We start from the raw sequence: 16,809 nt of genomic DNA, 5'->3' as shown, positions 1-16,809 counted from the left end.
AAATACCTTGAGAAATAATTCCAATTCAAAACTGTATACAAGCTATTTATTTTACTTGCTGCCAAGCCATAGCCCAGCTTTTACCCACACCGGGTTCAAACATGGCACTTTGCTCACCATTAACACGGCAATATTCACTAAATGGCCATGCTTTACACTGATAAATATGCCCTGTTTTGGGCTGCAATACTTTTATGCCCGCATTATAGTTATCGCCACCAGCGGGATAAACGCTATCGTATTCTGCGCTATTTTCTATTACCGACACATTGCGTTTAGCCAAACAATTAAAACTAACATCCGCTTTACAAATACCGCTTGATTCTAGTGCAAATATTTGATTATAACGATAAGCAACTACTAGCCCTGTATCGGTCATGCGCCCTGCGCTAACTAAGGGAACATGCACATTAATATATTCTGCTATTAGGCGCGGCCACGCATTAGGCCCTCCCTGCTCAGATACCGTCACTTCATAACTAAATGATAAATCGACTAGCTCTCCTTGCATGTCATAAAAGGTTACTACCACAGAATCGCCAATAGATAATTGGACATCCTGATTTAAGCAACCTATTGGTGTCCATTTTCCACAGACCAATGACGTATGCATAAACACAGCAACACCTTAAAATCCAAACCTTGCATTGGTAATACACAAATACACAGCCAAGACATTTAGAGCAATAAACAAACAAATGTAAACTAAATATTAGCTCAGTTTATTAATAAGATGAAGATTATAATTCGCAAGCTTGCAACAATCAAACAAAAGAATGTAACCAGAATTTAAATCTAATACTTAAGCTCTATATAAAACAAAAAAGCCAACCTAATTCGGTTGGCTTTTTACTTTGCTGCTTACTAACAATGCTATTTTAAATTGTAGCTTTAGTGGTTTTTTTTACTAAACGGGCGTTTAAATAACGCGCCTATATCCGTTAAAATAATATATAAACACGGTACTAAAATCAGTGTTATTAAAGTAGCAAACATGACAGCAAAGCCCAGGGCTACTGCCATTGGGGTAACAAATTTAGCTTGTAGGCTGGTTTCAAACATAATAGGTAATACCCCTGCAAAGGTAGTAATTGAGGTGAGTAATATAGCTCTAAAACGCGCACAGCCTGCCTCAATAACGGCATCTTTAATACTTACGCCGTTACGGCGCACTTGGTTTACATAATCGGTCATAACTAGGGAGTCGTTTATTACTACCCCTGCGGCGGCTATTAAACCAAAGCCCGACATTAAACTAATATCTAAACCAAACCAATAATGCCCCCAAATAGCCCCCGTTAAGCTAAACGGAATAACCGACATAACAATAAGCGGTTGCGAGTAACTTTTTAATGGCACAGCCAGTAAAATATAAACGAGGATCATGCCACCAATAAAAAACATCATTTGCTCACTTGCTTGCGCTTGTTGTTCCTCTATTGCGCCACCAAGCTCAGATTTAACTGTAGGGAACTCATCTTTAAGCTGCGGTAATAAGTTCTCTTTAACTTGTTTAACTACTTCACCTGGCTCTATTTGTTCTTCGTCGATACTGCCATATACATAAACTGTACGATAGCCTCCTTCACGGCGAATATAACTAATGCCTGGTGTTTCGGTTAGCTCAACTACATCACCGAGTAATACCTCACGCCCTTGTGGTGTGGTGATCACTGCATGTTTAAGTGATGAAAATGCTTCGCGAGTAAGCTTAGGGTAACGAACCATTACACGTACTTCTTCGCCGTTTCTGATCACGCGCTGCGCTTCACCACCATAAAAGCTAGCACCTACTTGGGTGGCAACACTCGAAAGATCTAAACCTAAGTCGTAAGCAACCGGTTTTAAGCTCATTTGCACTTCTTTACTAGCAGGATCAATGGTCGAGCTAATATCAAACAAACCTTTTTGTTGCTGCAGTAATTGAATAAAACGACGCCCTGCATTATTTAGCGTGTCTATGTCTGAGCCATACAATAAATAGCCAAACTCACCATTACCGTTGGCACCGCCGCCGCCAGCATCATCTTGAATAGTTAACGACTTAACGCCAGCTATGGTTGGCATAGCCTCACGCCAACGACGCGATAACTCAAAGGCGTTATACGGACGCAAGTCTTCATCAACTAATGGCGCTAATAACTGTGACTCTGTTCTACCTTGGTTAAATACCAAGATATCGCGGATCATTTTTTTACCAAATTCACGCTCGGTTGCTTCATCAACTTGCAGCACCATAGCTTCAATGTCGCGAATAGCTGCAATGGTTTGTATGTCTGAAACATTGTCATTCATTTCTACGCGTATTTGTGGAAAGTCGTGCGGTACTTTAGGGGTGGGTACAGTACGTACTTTGTTTGAGGTAATTAACCCAACGCTAAGAATAAGCATTGCTATAAATGCAAACATCACCGTCCAGCGCCATTCTACGCAGCGCACAATAAAGCGTTTATACGGGCCATTTACAAAGCCAAAAAAACGGGTATTAAAGCGATCGCGCCAACTGCCTTTTTTAATAGGTGCAAAGTGCGTATGAGCAATATGCGCCGGTAAAATTAGTTTTGATTCAACCAAACTAAATACTAAGCACAGCATTACCACTACCGCTATACCGTAAAAAAACGCGCTTTCTGGGCCGCTCGATAAGGTAAATGGTGCAAACACTGCAATTGTGGTTAATACGCCAAAGGTCGCAGGCGTTGCAACACGATTAGCGCCGCGCACTACGCTTTCAACACCACCACCACTTCTTTCTATTTCGGTGTAGGCGCTCTCTCCTATGACTATGGCGTCGTCCACCACTATTCCCAGCACCATAATAAACGCAAACAACGAAATAATATTAATGCTAATACCAAATACCGGCATCATCATCATTGCACCTAAAAAGCACACTGGCAGCCCTAGCATTACCCACAACGCCAGTTTAAAACGCAAAAATAACGACAACATAATTGCCACTAAAATAGCGCCCTGAAACAAGTTAGCTTTCATCATATCAAGGCGAGCATTTAGATAGTAAGTCATATCCATTAATGGCTCTAACCGTATACTGGGCGGCAGCTGATTATTTTTTTGTTCTATAAATGCTTTAACCGACTCAGCAACCGGGATCATGTTTTGCTCTTGGGTTGCTTTAACCGAAAGGTACACCGCATTTTGCCCATTAAACTTAAAGTAGCGCTCACCTTCAGTAAATTGGTCTTTAATTATGGCAATATCTTGCAATAATACTTTTGCGCCGTACTCGCCAATTTTTACCGGTATTTTTCGAAACTCTTCGCCGCTATAAAATTGATTTTCTACGCGTACCGAAATAACTCCCGAGTCAGTTTTTAGCTGCCCTGCCGAAAAGTTAGCTGAATATCTGCGTACTGCATTCATTACATCGCTTAAGGTTAAGTTATATTGGCGCAGCGTATCGGGTTCAATTTCAATGGCTATTTCATCAAGTGGCACATCGTTAACAACTAGCGATACATTAGAAAGCTGCAATAACTCACTCTCTATTTGGTTTGCAATTGGCTTAAGCTCGCTCAGTGGCAGGTCGGCTACTAAGGTCATGCCTATTACGTCTTGTCTAAACTCTACTTGGCTAATTGTTACCGGCTCCATACCGCCAGGAAACGTGGCTATACCATCTACGCGAAGTTTTACTTTATCGAGCACGTCGGTAAGTTTAACGTCAGTATTTATTTCTAAGCTCGCACGGCCACCATTACGAAACGCACGATACACGCCTTTTTTAATTTCGGTTACATCCTTAAGCGACTCCTCAATTTTTATGAGAATGCTTTCTTCTATTTCTTGTGGCGATGCACCTGGATAGTTAGCTTCAATATTAATGTAGTTAATTTCTACATTAGGAAACATTTGGCGCTGAATAGTAAAGTAACTAATAATCCCCATTACAATGATAAAAAACATCATTAAATTGGCAGCTACCGAATTCTTTGCAAAGTAGGCAATAATACCCGTTTGTTTTTGCTCTATTGGTTCATTCATATTTGCTGCCTTACAACTGCTGAGTATTAGAGTTGCTTGTCTCTGAGCTTTCAGTTGCGCTGTTAGTACTAGTACCAGCCACTTTTACTTCCATGCCCTTTTGCGGATACTCTGGCAAGGTAACAACGAGTTTATCGTCTGCATTTAAACCGCTGTTAATATAAAAAAACTCACCTTCTTCTCTAATAACCGTTACTTTGCGCGGCTCAAGTTGCTGCTGCTCATTTACTATCCATACCGTTTGATTATTCACTAATGCTTGCGGTAAACGGTAAATGTTACTGAGCATAGCGCCTGCAAATCTTACCTGTACGTAGCTGCCAAATTTAATTGCTGGTTGTTTGCTTTTTAAACCGTAAGGGTCGTCAATTCGCACCACTAAACTACTCATGCGGGTAGCACTATCTACAATACCTAAATCGCGGTCTATTACTGCTTCACGAGTAAAGCTATTTAGTCCTTTTTGAATCACTGTTGCAGTAATACCTTTAATTCGCTCTGGTAAAAAAATACTATCAAAGCCGGCAATAGGAATGATCACCTCTGCGGTTTCTATGTTATTAATTTCGGCCACTTGCGAACCCATAGATACAAACTGACCCACACCAATATTACGACTAATAACGAGCGCATCGTATGGCGCAGTTATTTCGCAATTTTCTAAGTCACGTTGCGCACGCTTTAAGGCAGCTTGCGCCGATTTAACCGACGCTTGTGCACTCAAAACTTGTGGTTTACGTAAAAATAAATCTGTACGGGCCTTACCAGGAAAGCGTGTTGCTTCGTCTGCTGCTACTTGCGCTTGTGCTTGTTCTTCAATTAAGCCTGCTTGTGCGCGTGCAAGCTCAGCTTCAGCCATTAAAACGGCTGCTTGGTAATTATCTTTTTCAATAGTAAATAGGGTTTCGCCACGGCCAACTACACCACCGGCAATAAAGTTAGGGTGCCAACTTAATACCTCACCCGACACCTGCGCCGACAATTGGGTATTTTCAAGCGGCTTTACTTCACCGTAACTATTAATAATAACCTGATGATTATTTGCCAAAGCACTTTCCACTTTAACGGTAGGGCGTGTATCTACTGGTTTTTTTTCTGCCGATTCTTCTGCAATAGCGTTAATTCCCATAAAGCTCACTATGCCAATGGCAAGTGCAACAAAAGGAAAAACCCATTTAAGTATTCTTGTTTGCATAACTTAATTACCTCAAAAACTCACTAACAACATAATAACAGAGCTTAACCAAATATTAACGACGCATTTGTAAGTAACTATTTCTAAAATAGCTCTCAATTAATAAAAAGAATAACAAGTAATACTACAGAGAAATTAAAGCTGTAATTTTTAAGTTTATAAATCAATAACTTTAAACAAGAATGAATAGTAGAGGCGCGGTTTGAAGTAATAAGTATATAGTGGCGGCTGCGTCGCCTGTGCTAACTTTCAAAAATTATATTTTTAAATAAAAACGTTTTATTCGCAGCGCAAGAGTAATAGCATGATTTATTTATACACAATTTAGAAAGTATGTAGCGCTTTGCTAAATAAAAATAGTGCCGGTTAAATACCTTACCGCATGCCCTGTGATCGTTACATATGTATCACCAACATCGCATAGTAACTGCCCTCCACGGCTCGAAGCCTGATAAGCACGTAACCTTGTTTTAGTTAATTGCTGCGCCCAATAAGGGGCAAGGCCGGTATGAATAGAGCCTGTTACATAATCTTCATCGCCACCACTGGCGGGCCAAAAGTAGCGAGACACAAAATCGTATTTATCTCCAGGCGCGCTGGCAACCACATCGAGCGGAAATAACGTTTTTAGTAACTGCGAATCGGTTTTAAGCTGAGTTACATCTTGCTCATTATCGTAAATAACAAAATAAGCTTGGCGGTTTTTTAGCACTTTTGTGGGCGCTTTTGATAAACCATTTAGCAGTGCAGAAGGGGTATTTAATACAGCAACCGGGGCTTGTTTTGGAAAGGTCATGGCAAAGCTACCATCGCTATTTTTATTAACGACTAACTCGCCCACGGCAGCAGCATAAAAACGCACTTGCGCTAAATTATGCTGCTCACAAAGCACATAAGCAGCTGCCAGTGTGGCATGGCCACAAAAGTCAATTTCCATCAAAGGTGAGAACCAGCGAATAGCAAAGCTGCCATCGCTTTGCTGGCAAGTGAAAGCGGTTTCAGACACGTTATTTTCTGCGCCAATTTTTAGCATTAAATCGTCGCTTAACCACGTATCTAGGGGGATCACTGCGGCATAATTGCCTTTAAATAATTCATTAGTAAACGCATCTATTTGATGAATAGTTAATTGCATGGTTTAAACTTTATAATTACGAATAGCTTAAACCTGCCACAGTTAAATTAAATTATCACTACTATTTTAAACGTTATACTGTATTAGGGCGCATTTTATAATATTGAATGCAACCAAGCTGCGCAGCGTTGGTGAGTAAAATCATTACAAACGTTAAAATATGCGCAATACTTTGCGTAGCCATAGCAAACTCGGCAAATAAACCACAAATACCCGCCACAAACTGCAAGCTAAAATAACGTGCACTTAAATTACTAATATCACCACTGCGAATAGTTTTATACGTTTGTGGCATTACACGCACCGAGCTCATTACCAAACCAACAAAGGTTAACCATGTTAGTACCTTAGCTGTATCGAGTGCTGGGTTAGCTAATAACGTAAATGGAATAAGCGAAAAAGCCAACATACACAGTAACTGAATACGCTCTTTTCGCTCAGCATTATAACGCGCAAAATAATATAAAATAGAACCACTTAATATGCCTGTTACTACAAATGGCAGCGCCATATAAAAGCGCTCAAAATACAGATTAAAGGCAATAAAGTACGTACTTTGTGCAACACCAAAGGTCATCATCAACAGCGATAAACCCGACACGCTGCGATTTTTACGAATTTTATTTAGCAGTGGTAAAAAACTAAAGACTAAAATAAATGAAGACAATACAGGCAGAAAATGTGCCAAAGCAACCTCGTTCGTTACGTAAGTGTTAATAGGAATTAAAATAGAAACATATAATAAACATATGTTTTTAAAGGGTTTTACCTTATGACGGCATTGTAGTGGCGACTAGATTTTACTCAACTAAATTGAAAATATTTTTTTAGCAGCTGGCAACTTAGCTATACAAAAATCGTTAGCTTAAGTTCACGCTTTTGCTGTTTTTAGCATAACCATCTGCAAAACTTGAATTGCAATTGATAATTGTTATCATACGTAATACTTATCATCTTTTCTTGCTTTATATATGCGAAAAACACTGTTTAAAATTCATAGCTGGGTTGCCCTTATTGCTATCATCCCCCTTATTGTTATTAGCATTACAGGGAGTGTTTTAGTATTTAAAAGCGAAATAGATGGCCTGCTAATGCCAAATAGCCACTTTGTGGTAAAGGCACTCCCTGAACGACTGCCTATTGATAAGTTAATTGCAAAAACAGAACGTACTTACCCTAATTATATAGTAGCTAGTTGGGAAATATTTAACGATGATACTGCTGATCGGGTTTACTTAATAAAGCGCGGTACAGAGCAATGGGCTAAGTTACATTTAAACCAATACACTGGTGATATTTTGTCAGAGCCTGTGGGCACCAGCCATTATTTCACCGATTGGTTTTTAGAGCTGCATTACACTTTTTTACTTAACGACTTTAAAAACTTACCAGGGCAAACAGGCACTGTATTAGGGTTCTTTTTTGCGGTGTTTTTACTCGTATTGGGTATTAGCGGCCTGATTATTTATCGCAAATTTTGGCGACGCTTATTTAGCGTACGCTGGCGTGCAACACTACAAATAGTGCTTAGCGACATTCATAAAATGACCGGCGTGTTAGGCTCACCCATTATTATTATTTTAGCCATTACTGGCGGCTACTTTAACTGGGCTGTGTGGTATCATGAAGTGATAGAACACGCACAAGAAGAGCATTATGTACTAACCAACCCCTTATACAGTCACGACATTTCGTTGCAGCAAATACTCGATGACAGCAAAAAACAAATCTCTACTTTTAACGGTACTTTTTTAGTTTTGCCATTAGAGCCAGACGAAAACATTACCTTATTTGGTGAAGTAAGCACAACCAATCCGCTGGCTAGTGAATACGCCAATACAATTACTTACAGTAAGCTAACTGGCGAGCACATGGCTAACTGGGATATTCGCGAAGTAGGAATTGGCTGGCAAGTAATTGATAGCTTTAGAAAGCTCCACTTTGGCTACTTTGCAGGGCTTGTAAGTAAGGTGCTGTGGGCTGTTATTGGCTTAAGCCCTGTATGGCTTGCAGGTACTGGCTTTTATTTATGGTTTACCCGCCGTGCACGTAAAAAGCAGTCACGACAAAACCGTTTAAATAAACGTCGCGCAGCAAACTCTTAATTACACCCCACAACCAAAAACTCGCTGTATATCAGGCTAAGTTACTGTATCTACAAATGGAGAAATAACTTAGCCAAAGCGCAGTTAACTACAAATTACACATGCTTTTAGTGAAGTTACATCCAGCTACGGGGATCAGATTCAACCTGCATAAGTATAAAATCAATTATAAAGTCAGCATCTTGCTGCTTTATATAGGGCATAAAAGCGTAACCTGAGGCGAGTTGTATATACACACTTTTTAACCCTGAGCGACGCATTAAGTAGGTACTTATACTACGAGCACTTTGTGTTTTATACAGTTCAAACACCCGATAATGTACGCCAATCAAGCCTTTGCGCACCACCATATAATACCGGCCATTATCTTCATGTAAGTAATAGCCATAACGCTGATACGACAAGGTAACTAAACCAGCAAATGCAACAAATACACCTAAACTAAGCCACATATTAAACTCAGCTACTAAGCAAAAAACAAATACTAATATGCTCGGTAAAAGCGCATAAAAAACTAAGTTTTTATATAGTAGTGCGCGCTCTGCGCCTGTAAATGCGAGGTTTTTGCTATTAAACCAAGGATAAATCCATTGGCAAACACTGTTTACTTGTGCCGCGTTTAATACCGGTAAGAGCAAGGTTTGTTTATTATTTTTAGCAGCAACGCCTGCTACCATACCACCACTGCTCGCTTGCAAGCATTCAACGGTAAAGCGTTTTAATAGTCGGGCAACTAAGTTTTGTTTTATAACAATTGATTGCACCTTATCTAAGCTCATAGATAACTGATGGCGCTCTAATAAGCCAGCAATGCGTTTAAACTTTTGTCCTTTAAAATACAGCTCGTAGTTATAAAACCGAATCAACGACATGCCAACCGATAACAACACCGCAATAATAACCAACAAAACAATTAAGGTGATCACCGCAAACATGGCAGCATTGGCCACTATACCTAGCTCTTGCTGGTAAAAGCCCTCCATTTTAGCAATCAGCTTTTGCTCTAAAAAATCGATAACAACATTTATAAATGGCGCAATAGCTGCAAAGGCTAAAATAGCCATATTTGATATTAAACCAAACTTAGCAATTTCTTTATTGCTAATAAATAGACTACTTTGTGCTGTTACTTGGTGATCTACATTGTCAGTTACAGTATCTTGCTGCTGGGCTTTGTAAGCAAAAATTTGTTTACGCATTTGTTGTGCGTGTTCTTTGGTTATTCCCGGCAGTACCACTTCTTGCGCTACGCTACCTGCGGCATCAAAAATACAATTTACTAAGTTAATAGGGGTAAAATAAAACGGCTCAGCAATATTTACGTTTTGTACGCGAGCAAATTTAAGGGTTAAACGCTCTTTTTTAAATACGCCTTTTTTGAGTAAAATTTCGTGTTCTTCAGAAATACAAAAACGAAAGCTTTTATAATATAAAAAAGAGTAAATAAGCAAAGCAACAAGCGCGACGGCTCCGGCAATTTGTCCCCAAAATAGTTTGTTTTCAACTTGAGTTACAAACACAATCGTAATAGGTAGCAAATTAAATATGCCATCTCTTATAACTCGCACCATAAAATGGACAACAAAATACACTAACGCCCAAGGCGATACAGCTTGCCAATGTAAACTACTTGCGCTACCAGCGTTACTCATCTGCAGGGGTTACTTGTGCGATGTTATCGTCGTTGCGGTAGTTTTGTACAAACTGGCGCATATTTTTACAATCGTCGTGAGTTAAGCCGCTAATTTGCAGGTCGGCGCTCATGCCACCAGCGCTGTATAGCTTTAAACTCGCTAAGCCGAGTTTGCGCTCAATTGGCCCGCGGTGCACCTCAATATGCTGTACTCGCGCTAGCGGCAAAATAACTATTTGCTGCCAAATAATTCCCTTTTTAAACGCGATATCGTGGGTGCGCATTGCTACCCCTTGCAGCTTTATGCTCACTACATTATAAAACATTGATAATATGATAATTATTGGCATGCCAATCAACAAATACGTTTGCGCTAGATTAGCAAAAGCAGCATTTAAGTAACACGCCACCACTAAGCCGGTTATTAAAGGAATATAAAACGCCAGCCAATTAAGTTGCACATGCAGCAAAGCGTTAGCCGCCAATGGCTTAAACTCAATATTACTATGTTGTGGTAAGTTGGTTATTTGTTGATTATTAAACACCATATTATTGTTTAAACTCACTATTACTTATATAAATACAAGGCTCAACTCAGCCATTTAATGATGGTAATTAAGGTATGGCTTTGTTTTGGCGCGAGCGTAACGGCATCATTTAATACGTTGGCTGCTTCAAGGCAAAGCATGTTGTTATATTCAGTATTAGCAAAGTTAGATAAACGCTTTGATTTTTCTATCCATGGATTCCACAATACGCAAGAGCTGGAATTTTCTCGGCCCACACTAATTATACCCTCGGGAGTATTAATGGTTTGCACTGGCGCTGCTTGGGTATAAACCATGTCGGTTTCGCGGGCAAAACTAACCACATCACTTTGCATTACTGGAGCTTCGCCAAATTCAGTATATTGCGCACCTTGCAAACCATCAACGCTGGTATTGTTAATATCTGATGTTGGAAAATAAGTATGCAGCGCTTGCGAAAAGCTAAACGGTGTATTGCTTAAATTTGTGGTTGTTAAGCGCACTTGTAACTGCTCGTTTAGTACAAACTCAACTCGTAAGCTTGATTGATGCGGCCAATAATCAAGATTAACTAGTTTCATGGGTAATTTGAGGCTAACAATAACTTCGTATTCGGTTTCATGCACTTCATCGGCCTGCCACAAACTCGTTCGAGCAAAACCATGCGCCGGAAAATCGCTGTTATCGTGTGCTCCAAACCAAGGCCAACAAATTGGGATACCGCCGCGAATACTGGCATTTTCTTGGAATGTTTCTTCTTGAGATACCCATAACAATGGCTGCTTACCTTTTGGGGTAAACTCGGTAATTTGCCCGCCTTGCAAAAATATTTTTGCATCGCAATGGCTGCTATTTATATTAATAAATTCTAAACCGGTATCAGTATGACAAATACTAACGGAAGGTGATAACTTCATATTATTTCCTATAATGCTGGCACGTAGTGTTAAATGTGCACCTAAATAGTCAAGTAAGCTTATAAATCATCTACATAATAAGCGAAATAATTTAAATATCGATCGCTTTATTTTCATTCGGTAATACCTGCAAAGTATTTATAAATAATTACTTTGTACTAATACTTATTTATAAATGTCATCTGCAACAAATTAGCAATACTTATAAATTGATAAAAAAAACTCATTATCTATACTCTAAAGGCTTAAAGGTATACTACAGCCATTAGCGAATAAAACACTACAGACATAGATTAAAAATTAAAAAACACAAATTTTAATTACTGCTCAAACTAATAAAAACCACAAAAAGCAGGCTAAAATGCAATATATCATTTGAATTCAATTTACTTGATGTGTAACATTTCGCGATTATGGCAAACCATTGCGCCCTTTTAACGAGATTAGCTAAATGCAAAAACATAACGAGTTATTGGTTTCTTTACGTAAAGTGATTCGTGCGATCGATTTACACTCTAAGCAACTGAATAAAACTTCAGGCTTAACTGGGCCACAACTGCTTATAATGCAAGAGGTTTCCCATACAGATGGGATAACAGCAAGCCGTATAGCTCAAAATGTAAATTTAAGCCCGGCAACCGTTACTAATATTCTTGATAGGATAGAAGGTAGAGACTTAGTAACTCGGGTACGTAGCCAAATGGATAAGCGTCGAGTGAGTTTATACCTCACCGATAAAGGAAAGGAGTTACTTGATAAAGCACCGCAACCACTACAAGAGCATTTTATTGCTAAGTTTTCGGCACTTGCAGAGTGGGAGCAGAGCCTATTACTGTCGTCAATGCAGCGCATTGCCGCAATGATGGATGCAGATAAACTTGATGCATCGCCTCTGTTAGAAGTGGGTGCGCTTACTCAAGCTCCTAAATAATAAATTTACACAGGATGTGCTTTTACATCTTAAATTTTCAATCAAAATTTGAGCAGCAATTTATGACTAAACTTTCGAAATTAACACTTGCCCTCATGCTAGCTGGTGCGTCGAGCAATGTATTCGCCGCAGATCTAGACACGCTTCAAACTCAGCTTAAGCAACTTAAACAGCAAATGCAGATGCTAGAGCAGCAATTAGCAGCTGAAAAAACCAAACAACAGAAAATTAATGAGCAACACGAACAACAAGTTGCTCAAATAAGTAAAAAAGCGGAACAAACAACTGTGGTTGCTGCCACTAAAGCTGAAGAGAAAGAATCTGCTGGTATAACCGTAGGTGGTGCTATTCGTACTAACTACAGTGTTACCTCGTATAGTGAAGGTAATGAAGACCGCCTTGGTGACTTTGATTTTGATATTTTTCGTTTAAACCTCTCAGGTGAAGTTGGTGGTGTACTTTTAGGCGGTGAAATTCGCTTTTTTGATTACATGACCGTTATAAAGTCGGCGTGGGCTGGTTATCAACTTAATGATGAGTGGCAAGTACAAGCAGGTATTACTAAAGTACCATTTGGTAACGACCCGTATAACTCACATAATTACTTTTTTAGTACTAACTATTATATTGGCCTAGAGGATGATCACGATCTAGGTATTATGTTTAAACGTAAAGTTAGCGATAACTGGCAACTAGACCTTGGCTTTTTCAAAAATGATGAACTTGGTGGTGTTGACGGTTATGTAGAAGATCGTAGCCATCGTTATTCGTACGATATTGTTGGAAGCCGCAGTGCCGGTGAAGGTATTTACGCAGACCCTGCAACAAAAGCAGACCCAACTGCTGACCCTAGCATTATTGGTGGAAGCCCTCTTGGCGAATACAACACCTTTACCGGTCGTTTTGCATACCATTTTGAACACGGCGAAGGCATAACTACTGAAGTAGGTATTTCAGCACTTGCGGGTGGCTTACATGATGGGACCGATCGTGCGGGTGATTACAATGCTTGGGCACTGCACTTAAATAGCCATATTAATAACTGGAATATTCAACTACAACACGGTGAGTATAACTACAATGTTGATAATATAGATCGCATGGCTGTAGGCGCATACGGGTTTTATGATTCAATTGCCGCCGATGCTACTACCAGCACCTTTAACGTAGCATATAGCGTACCAGTACAGTGGGGACCGGTAAGCAACCTACAGTTTTATAACGACTACGGTATTATTTACAATAAATCAGACAACAGCGCAAATACCTGGATGAACGTAACGGGTGTATCGGTTGCCGCCGGTGGACTATTTACTTACATCGATTATGTACATGCGCGTAATCAGCCATTTGTAGGCGGTTCTATCGCGGGTAACGGCGAAACAGAAAGCCGCTTTAATATTAACCTTGGTTATTACTTTTAAGCCAAGCAAGGTTAATTAGCTAGTTAATTAGTTACTTATAAAGGGCAACTTTGTTTGCCCTTTTTGCTGCGCTAATTTTATTTATTCCTTTATGCCCACGTATTAAGTAACTGCAATTGCGCTTAAATTTCGGCATTAATTACTCTATAATCAAACTAACTATAATTTAATAAAACTAACCTAAGTGAATATAAAAACAACCTATATATATTACAAAAAGGTATGGTTTAAAGTACTTGGCTTAATGCTAGTTGTACTTGGAATTATAGGTATAGTACTGCCGGTTATGCCCACCACCATCTTTTTTATTTTAGCTCTGGCCTGCTTTACTCGCTCATCGCCTGCACTTGAGCATTGGCTTTTAAATCATCCACGATACGGCACTACCCTGCACCAGTGGCAAGCACATAAAGTAGTGCCTGTTAAAGCCAAATATTGCGCCGCTTTGGGTATGCTGGTTGGTTTTATATTTTTACTGGCTTCATCTCCTGCTGTTTGGGTTATTTTTTTAGTTGCCATAATTGAAGTGGCTGTAATGATTTATTTAATTTTAAGACCCTCTTCCATACCAAAAAGTTGAATATCCCGCTTTAACAACGTAAATACCCGCTGTTTATAAAAACTTAATGTAAAGTTTAGTAAGTATATTTGTAATGGCTAATACAAATCATTATCATGTGGTAAATATTAATTAGTTTACAGTTATTATGGCGTTTATTAACAAACGAGCTTTATATAGCACCAGCCGGGCTTTACACATTTATATTTCTACAGCGCTATTTTTTTTGCTTATTTTATTTTGTGTTAGCGGCATAGTACTTAACCATGTTGACTGGCTTAAAAATGATAAAAATAATGGCCAAATATCAACTCCAATTCCAAGTGCATTGGCTGCCAAAGCAAATGCGCAGTTAAGTACCTTACCTACACTCTACCCCGAAATAGAAGCTTACTTAGCCAAGCAATATGCGCTCACTAACGTAAAAAGCATTGAATGGGAAAAAAAGGACGCACTGGTAATGCTCGACTACCCATTACCCGCGGGGTTTGCCTACGCCGAGCTCGACTTTATAAGTGGCACACTAAACCTTGATTACCAAACAGGTGGCTTTTTAAGCCTTATTGGCGACTTACATAAAGGCCGCCACAGCGGTGAAGTATGGAGTTGGGTAATTGATATATCTGCCGTACTAATGATTTTATTTGCCATCACCGGCATGATTATTTTGTTTCAAAATAGAAAAAAACGCTTAGCAGGAATATGGATAACCGTACTAGGAGTGGCAACTCCACTGGTTATTTATTTATGTTGGGTTCCACAAATAAAAGGAGTGTCTTAATGGTTAAATTTAAATTATTTATAAGCGCCGCATTACTGCTCGTAGCTGCGTTTTTTCAAACAACGGCGCATGCAAAAACACCACAGCTAGAGGTTGAATTAACGCTTCCTGACTTAGAAGTACAACCGTATCACCGCCCATACGTTGCAGTTTGGCTTGAAACACCAGAGCGCAAACACGTTACAACGCTTGCACTTTGGGTGCAAAAAGCAGAATGGTTTAAAGACTTACGCCAATGGTGGCGTAAAGCCGGTAAAAGCGATGCCAACTTTGACGGCATTAGCGGCGCAACAAAACGCGCAGGTACTTACACCATAAATTGGCAAGGTAATGATTTAGACGGTAACCCAGTAAAACCAGGTAAATACTTACTAAATATTGAAGTTGTACGCGAAGAAGGCGGCAGAGACTACACCCGCGTTGAGCTTGATTTAACTAAATCAGGCAAACTAACAATTGATGGTAAAAACGAGCTTTCTAAAAGCTTCGTCACTGTAAGCACTAAGTAGCTGCTACTTAATCATTTGAATTTAAGGAAATACAATGAAAATTAATTTATTAAAAACGGCATTAATCGGCGCATTGAGCTTATCTGCTTTAGTGTCAACTTCAGCAAGTGCACACGGACGTTGGTTACTACCTTCGCATACATCTTTATCAGGCGATAAAGCGCATTACGTAATGATTGACGCAAGTATTTCAAACGAAATTTTTGCACCAGACAAAGCCTTTAAACCTAAAGAAAAAGGCGCCGAGTACGACGACACATTATTAATGGCACTTGCGCCTAATGGTGAGCCAGTAAGCGACACCATTCGTGCTTATTACTTAAAGCGTAAAAGCTCAGCTGCAGTAAGCTTAACAGAGCAAGGCACTTACCATATTGCAATGACCCAAAAGCCAATGTACATGACCTTCTATAAAAACGAAGAAGGTAAGCGCAAGCGCGTATTTGGTAAAAAAACAGACGCCGAGTTACCTAGCAATGCAAAAGATGTAACTACAACGAAGGTTGTTTCAACAGTAGATACATTTGTAAGCCGAAATGGCACCTCAAAGCCTGCACAGTTAGGTTTAGGCTTAGAGCTTAGCGGTCCAACGCATCCAAACGATTTATTTGTAGGTGAGCAAGCACGTTTTCAATTACTACAAGATGGTAAATCTGCTGGTGAAGGCATTGAAGTAAGTATTTTAAAAGGTGACACTCGTTACCGTAACGAGCGTGGCGAAGTAAAAGTAACTACCGATAAAAATGGTATGTTCACAACTACGTGGAAAGAGCCTGGCTTATACCTAATAGAAACATCTAACGATGTTGAAGTAAACGAAGAAGGCGTAGACGCTGGCCGTTATGCTTTATTCACAACACTTGAAGTTGCGCCTGAATAATTTTATTCACGTAGGTTAGCACCTTATAAAGGCTGAGCACTTGCTTGGCCTTTTTACTTTTTAATAACTTTTATCCACGCTCCCCCTTGAATTCGCAACCATTCGACACAAGATTGCAACTGAAACGATCCAAACGTCTCTATCGTTCGTAAACACTGGCCTTATGTGTTAACAACTTAGAATATCTTAGATAGTTTTTATCTTTGCA

The 16,809-nt window shown here is 39.5% G+C and carries 15 protein-coding genes; 7 read left to right on the top strand and 8 right to left on the bottom strand.

Features of this window, described 5'->3' with window-relative positions; all coding sequences use genetic code 11:
• Positions 1 to 46: 46 nt before the first annotated feature.
• The 5 genes from CIK86_RS13920 to CIK86_RS13900 all read right to left on the bottom strand — a co-directional run bounded on the left by CIK86_RS13920 (position 47) and on the right by CIK86_RS13900 (position 7,023).
• Positions 47 to 613, bottom strand: coding sequence for a chitin-binding protein (locus CIK86_RS13920; protein ID WP_086993163.1), 567 nt, complete (start codon positions 611 to 613; stop codon positions 47 to 49).
• Between the two features lie 278 nt (positions 614 to 891).
• Positions 892 to 4,005 (bottom strand): efflux RND transporter permease subunit, encoded by a 3,114-nt coding sequence (locus CIK86_RS13915; protein ID WP_086993142.1) that lies wholly within the window; start codon positions 4,003 to 4,005, stop codon positions 892 to 894.
• A gap of 10 nt (positions 4,006 to 4,015) precedes the next feature.
• Positions 4,016 to 5,200 (bottom strand): efflux RND transporter periplasmic adaptor subunit, encoded by a 1,185-nt coding sequence (locus CIK86_RS13910; RefSeq protein ID WP_011329583.1) that lies wholly within the window; start codon positions 5,198 to 5,200, stop codon positions 4,016 to 4,018.
• Between the two features lie 346 nt (positions 5,201 to 5,546).
• Positions 5,547 to 6,335 (bottom strand): PhzF family phenazine biosynthesis protein, encoded by a 789-nt coding sequence (locus CIK86_RS13905; protein WP_086993143.1) that lies wholly within the window; start codon positions 6,333 to 6,335, stop codon positions 5,547 to 5,549.
• A 73-nt stretch (positions 6,336 to 6,408) separates the two neighbouring features.
• The gene (locus CIK86_RS13900) at positions 6,409 to 7,023 is read right to left on the bottom strand and encodes a PQ-loop domain-containing transporter (protein WP_086993144.1); all 615 of its coding nucleotides are present in this window, start codon (positions 7,021 to 7,023) and stop codon (positions 6,409 to 6,411) included.
• Positions 7,024 to 7,306: 283 nt separating this feature from the next.
• Here CIK86_RS13900 and CIK86_RS13895 point away from each other — a divergent pair, with 283 nt between their 5' ends.
• Positions 7,307 to 8,440 carry a PepSY-associated TM helix domain-containing protein gene (locus CIK86_RS13895; RefSeq protein ID WP_086993145.1) on the top strand — a complete coding sequence of 378 codons (1,134 nt, stop codon included), beginning with the start codon at positions 7,307 to 7,309 and terminating at the stop codon, positions 8,438 to 8,440.
• Between the two features lie 116 nt (positions 8,441 to 8,556).
• Here CIK86_RS13895 and CIK86_RS13890 read toward each other — a convergent pair whose 3' ends face one another.
• The 3 genes from CIK86_RS13890 to CIK86_RS13880 are packed head-to-tail and all read right to left on the bottom strand — an operon-like array spanning position 8,557 to position 11,517.
• Positions 8,557 to 10,092, bottom strand: coding sequence for a PH domain-containing protein (locus tag CIK86_RS13890; RefSeq protein ID WP_086993146.1), 1,536 nt, complete (start codon positions 10,090 to 10,092; stop codon positions 8,557 to 8,559).
• On the bottom strand, positions 10,085 to 10,618 hold the full coding sequence (locus tag CIK86_RS13885; RefSeq protein WP_086993164.1) for a PH domain-containing protein: 534 nt from the start codon (positions 10,616 to 10,618) through the stop codon (positions 10,085 to 10,087). The genes CIK86_RS13890 and CIK86_RS13885 overlap by 8 nt, the downstream gene beginning before the upstream one ends.
• 44 nt (positions 10,619 to 10,662) lie before the next feature.
• On the bottom strand, positions 10,663 to 11,517 hold the full coding sequence (locus CIK86_RS13880; RefSeq protein ID WP_011329591.1) for a D-hexose-6-phosphate mutarotase: 855 nt from the start codon (positions 11,515 to 11,517) through the stop codon (positions 10,663 to 10,665).
• Positions 11,518 to 11,968: 451 nt separating this feature from the next.
• Here CIK86_RS13880 and CIK86_RS13875 point away from each other — a divergent pair, with 451 nt between their 5' ends.
• From CIK86_RS13875 to CIK86_RS13850, 6 genes are all read left to right on the top strand, one after another.
• Positions 11,969 to 12,448, top strand: coding sequence for a MarR family transcriptional regulator (locus CIK86_RS13875; protein ID WP_011329592.1), 480 nt, complete (start codon positions 11,969 to 11,971; stop codon positions 12,446 to 12,448).
• A gap of 62 nt (positions 12,449 to 12,510) precedes the next feature.
• On the top strand, positions 12,511 to 13,872 hold the full coding sequence (locus CIK86_RS13870) for a porin (protein WP_086993147.1): 1,362 nt from the start codon (positions 12,511 to 12,513) through the stop codon (positions 13,870 to 13,872).
• A 184-nt stretch (positions 13,873 to 14,056) separates the two neighbouring features.
• On the top strand, positions 14,057 to 14,452 hold the full coding sequence (locus CIK86_RS13865; RefSeq protein WP_041454623.1) for a YbaN family protein: 396 nt from the start codon (positions 14,057 to 14,059) through the stop codon (positions 14,450 to 14,452).
• A 127-nt stretch (positions 14,453 to 14,579) separates the two neighbouring features.
• A complete protein-coding gene (locus CIK86_RS13860) occupies positions 14,580 to 15,212 on the top strand; it encodes a PepSY-associated TM helix domain-containing protein (RefSeq protein ID WP_086993148.1) in 633 nt (210 codons plus the stop codon).
• The gene (locus tag CIK86_RS13855; protein WP_086993149.1) at positions 15,212 to 15,721 is read left to right on the top strand and encodes a DUF2271 domain-containing protein; all 510 of its coding nucleotides are present in this window, start codon (positions 15,212 to 15,214) and stop codon (positions 15,719 to 15,721) included. The genes CIK86_RS13860 and CIK86_RS13855 overlap by 1 nt, the downstream gene beginning before the upstream one ends.
• A gap of 34 nt (positions 15,722 to 15,755) precedes the next feature.
• Complete coding sequence (locus tag CIK86_RS13850) at positions 15,756 to 16,601, top strand: DUF4198 domain-containing protein (RefSeq protein ID WP_086993150.1); 846 nt, start codon at positions 15,756 to 15,758, stop codon at positions 16,599 to 16,601.
• Positions 16,602 to 16,809 lie beyond the last annotated feature (208 nt).

Source organism: Pseudoalteromonas sp. JB197, assembly GCF_002332205.1.
Taxonomy (GTDB): domain Bacteria; phylum Pseudomonadota; class Gammaproteobacteria; order Enterobacterales; family Alteromonadaceae; genus Pseudoalteromonas; species Pseudoalteromonas nigrifaciens.
The sequence above is the reverse complement of the archived record's forward strand: the minus strand, read 5'-3'. Positions and strand labels throughout refer to the sequence as shown.

Coding starts and splice junctions, on each gene's coding strand:
- CIK86_RS13850 (WP_086993150.1), top strand. CDS start 15,756: ATGAAAATTAATTTATTAAAAACGGCATTAATCGGCGCATTGAGCTTA.
- CIK86_RS13905 (WP_086993143.1), bottom strand. CDS start 6,335: ATGCAATTAACTATTCATCAAATAGATGCGTTTACTAATGAATTATTT.
- CIK86_RS13855 (WP_086993149.1), top strand. CDS start 15,212: ATGGTTAAATTTAAATTATTTATAAGCGCCGCATTACTGCTCGTAGCT.
- CIK86_RS13895 (WP_086993145.1), top strand. CDS start 7,307: ATGCGAAAAACACTGTTTAAAATTCATAGCTGGGTTGCCCTTATTGCT.
- CIK86_RS13890 (WP_086993146.1), bottom strand. CDS start 10,092: ATGAGTAACGCTGGTAGCGCAAGTAGTTTACATTGGCAAGCTGTATCG.
- CIK86_RS13875 (WP_011329592.1), top strand. CDS start 11,969: ATGCAAAAACATAACGAGTTATTGGTTTCTTTACGTAAAGTGATTCGT.
- CIK86_RS13910 (WP_011329583.1), bottom strand. CDS start 5,200: ATGCAAACAAGAATACTTAAATGGGTTTTTCCTTTTGTTGCACTTGCC.
- CIK86_RS13920 (WP_086993163.1), bottom strand. CDS start 613: ATGCATACGTCATTGGTCTGTGGAAAATGGACACCAATAGGTTGCTTA.
- CIK86_RS13880 (WP_011329591.1), bottom strand. CDS start 11,517: ATGAAGTTATCACCTTCCGTTAGTATTTGTCATACTGATACCGGTTTA.
- CIK86_RS13870 (WP_086993147.1), top strand. CDS start 12,511: ATGACTAAACTTTCGAAATTAACACTTGCCCTCATGCTAGCTGGTGCG.
- CIK86_RS13915 (WP_086993142.1), bottom strand. CDS start 4,005: ATGAATGAACCAATAGAGCAAAAACAAACGGGTATTATTGCCTACTTT.
- CIK86_RS13860 (WP_086993148.1), top strand. CDS start 14,580: ATGGCGTTTATTAACAAACGAGCTTTATATAGCACCAGCCGGGCTTTA.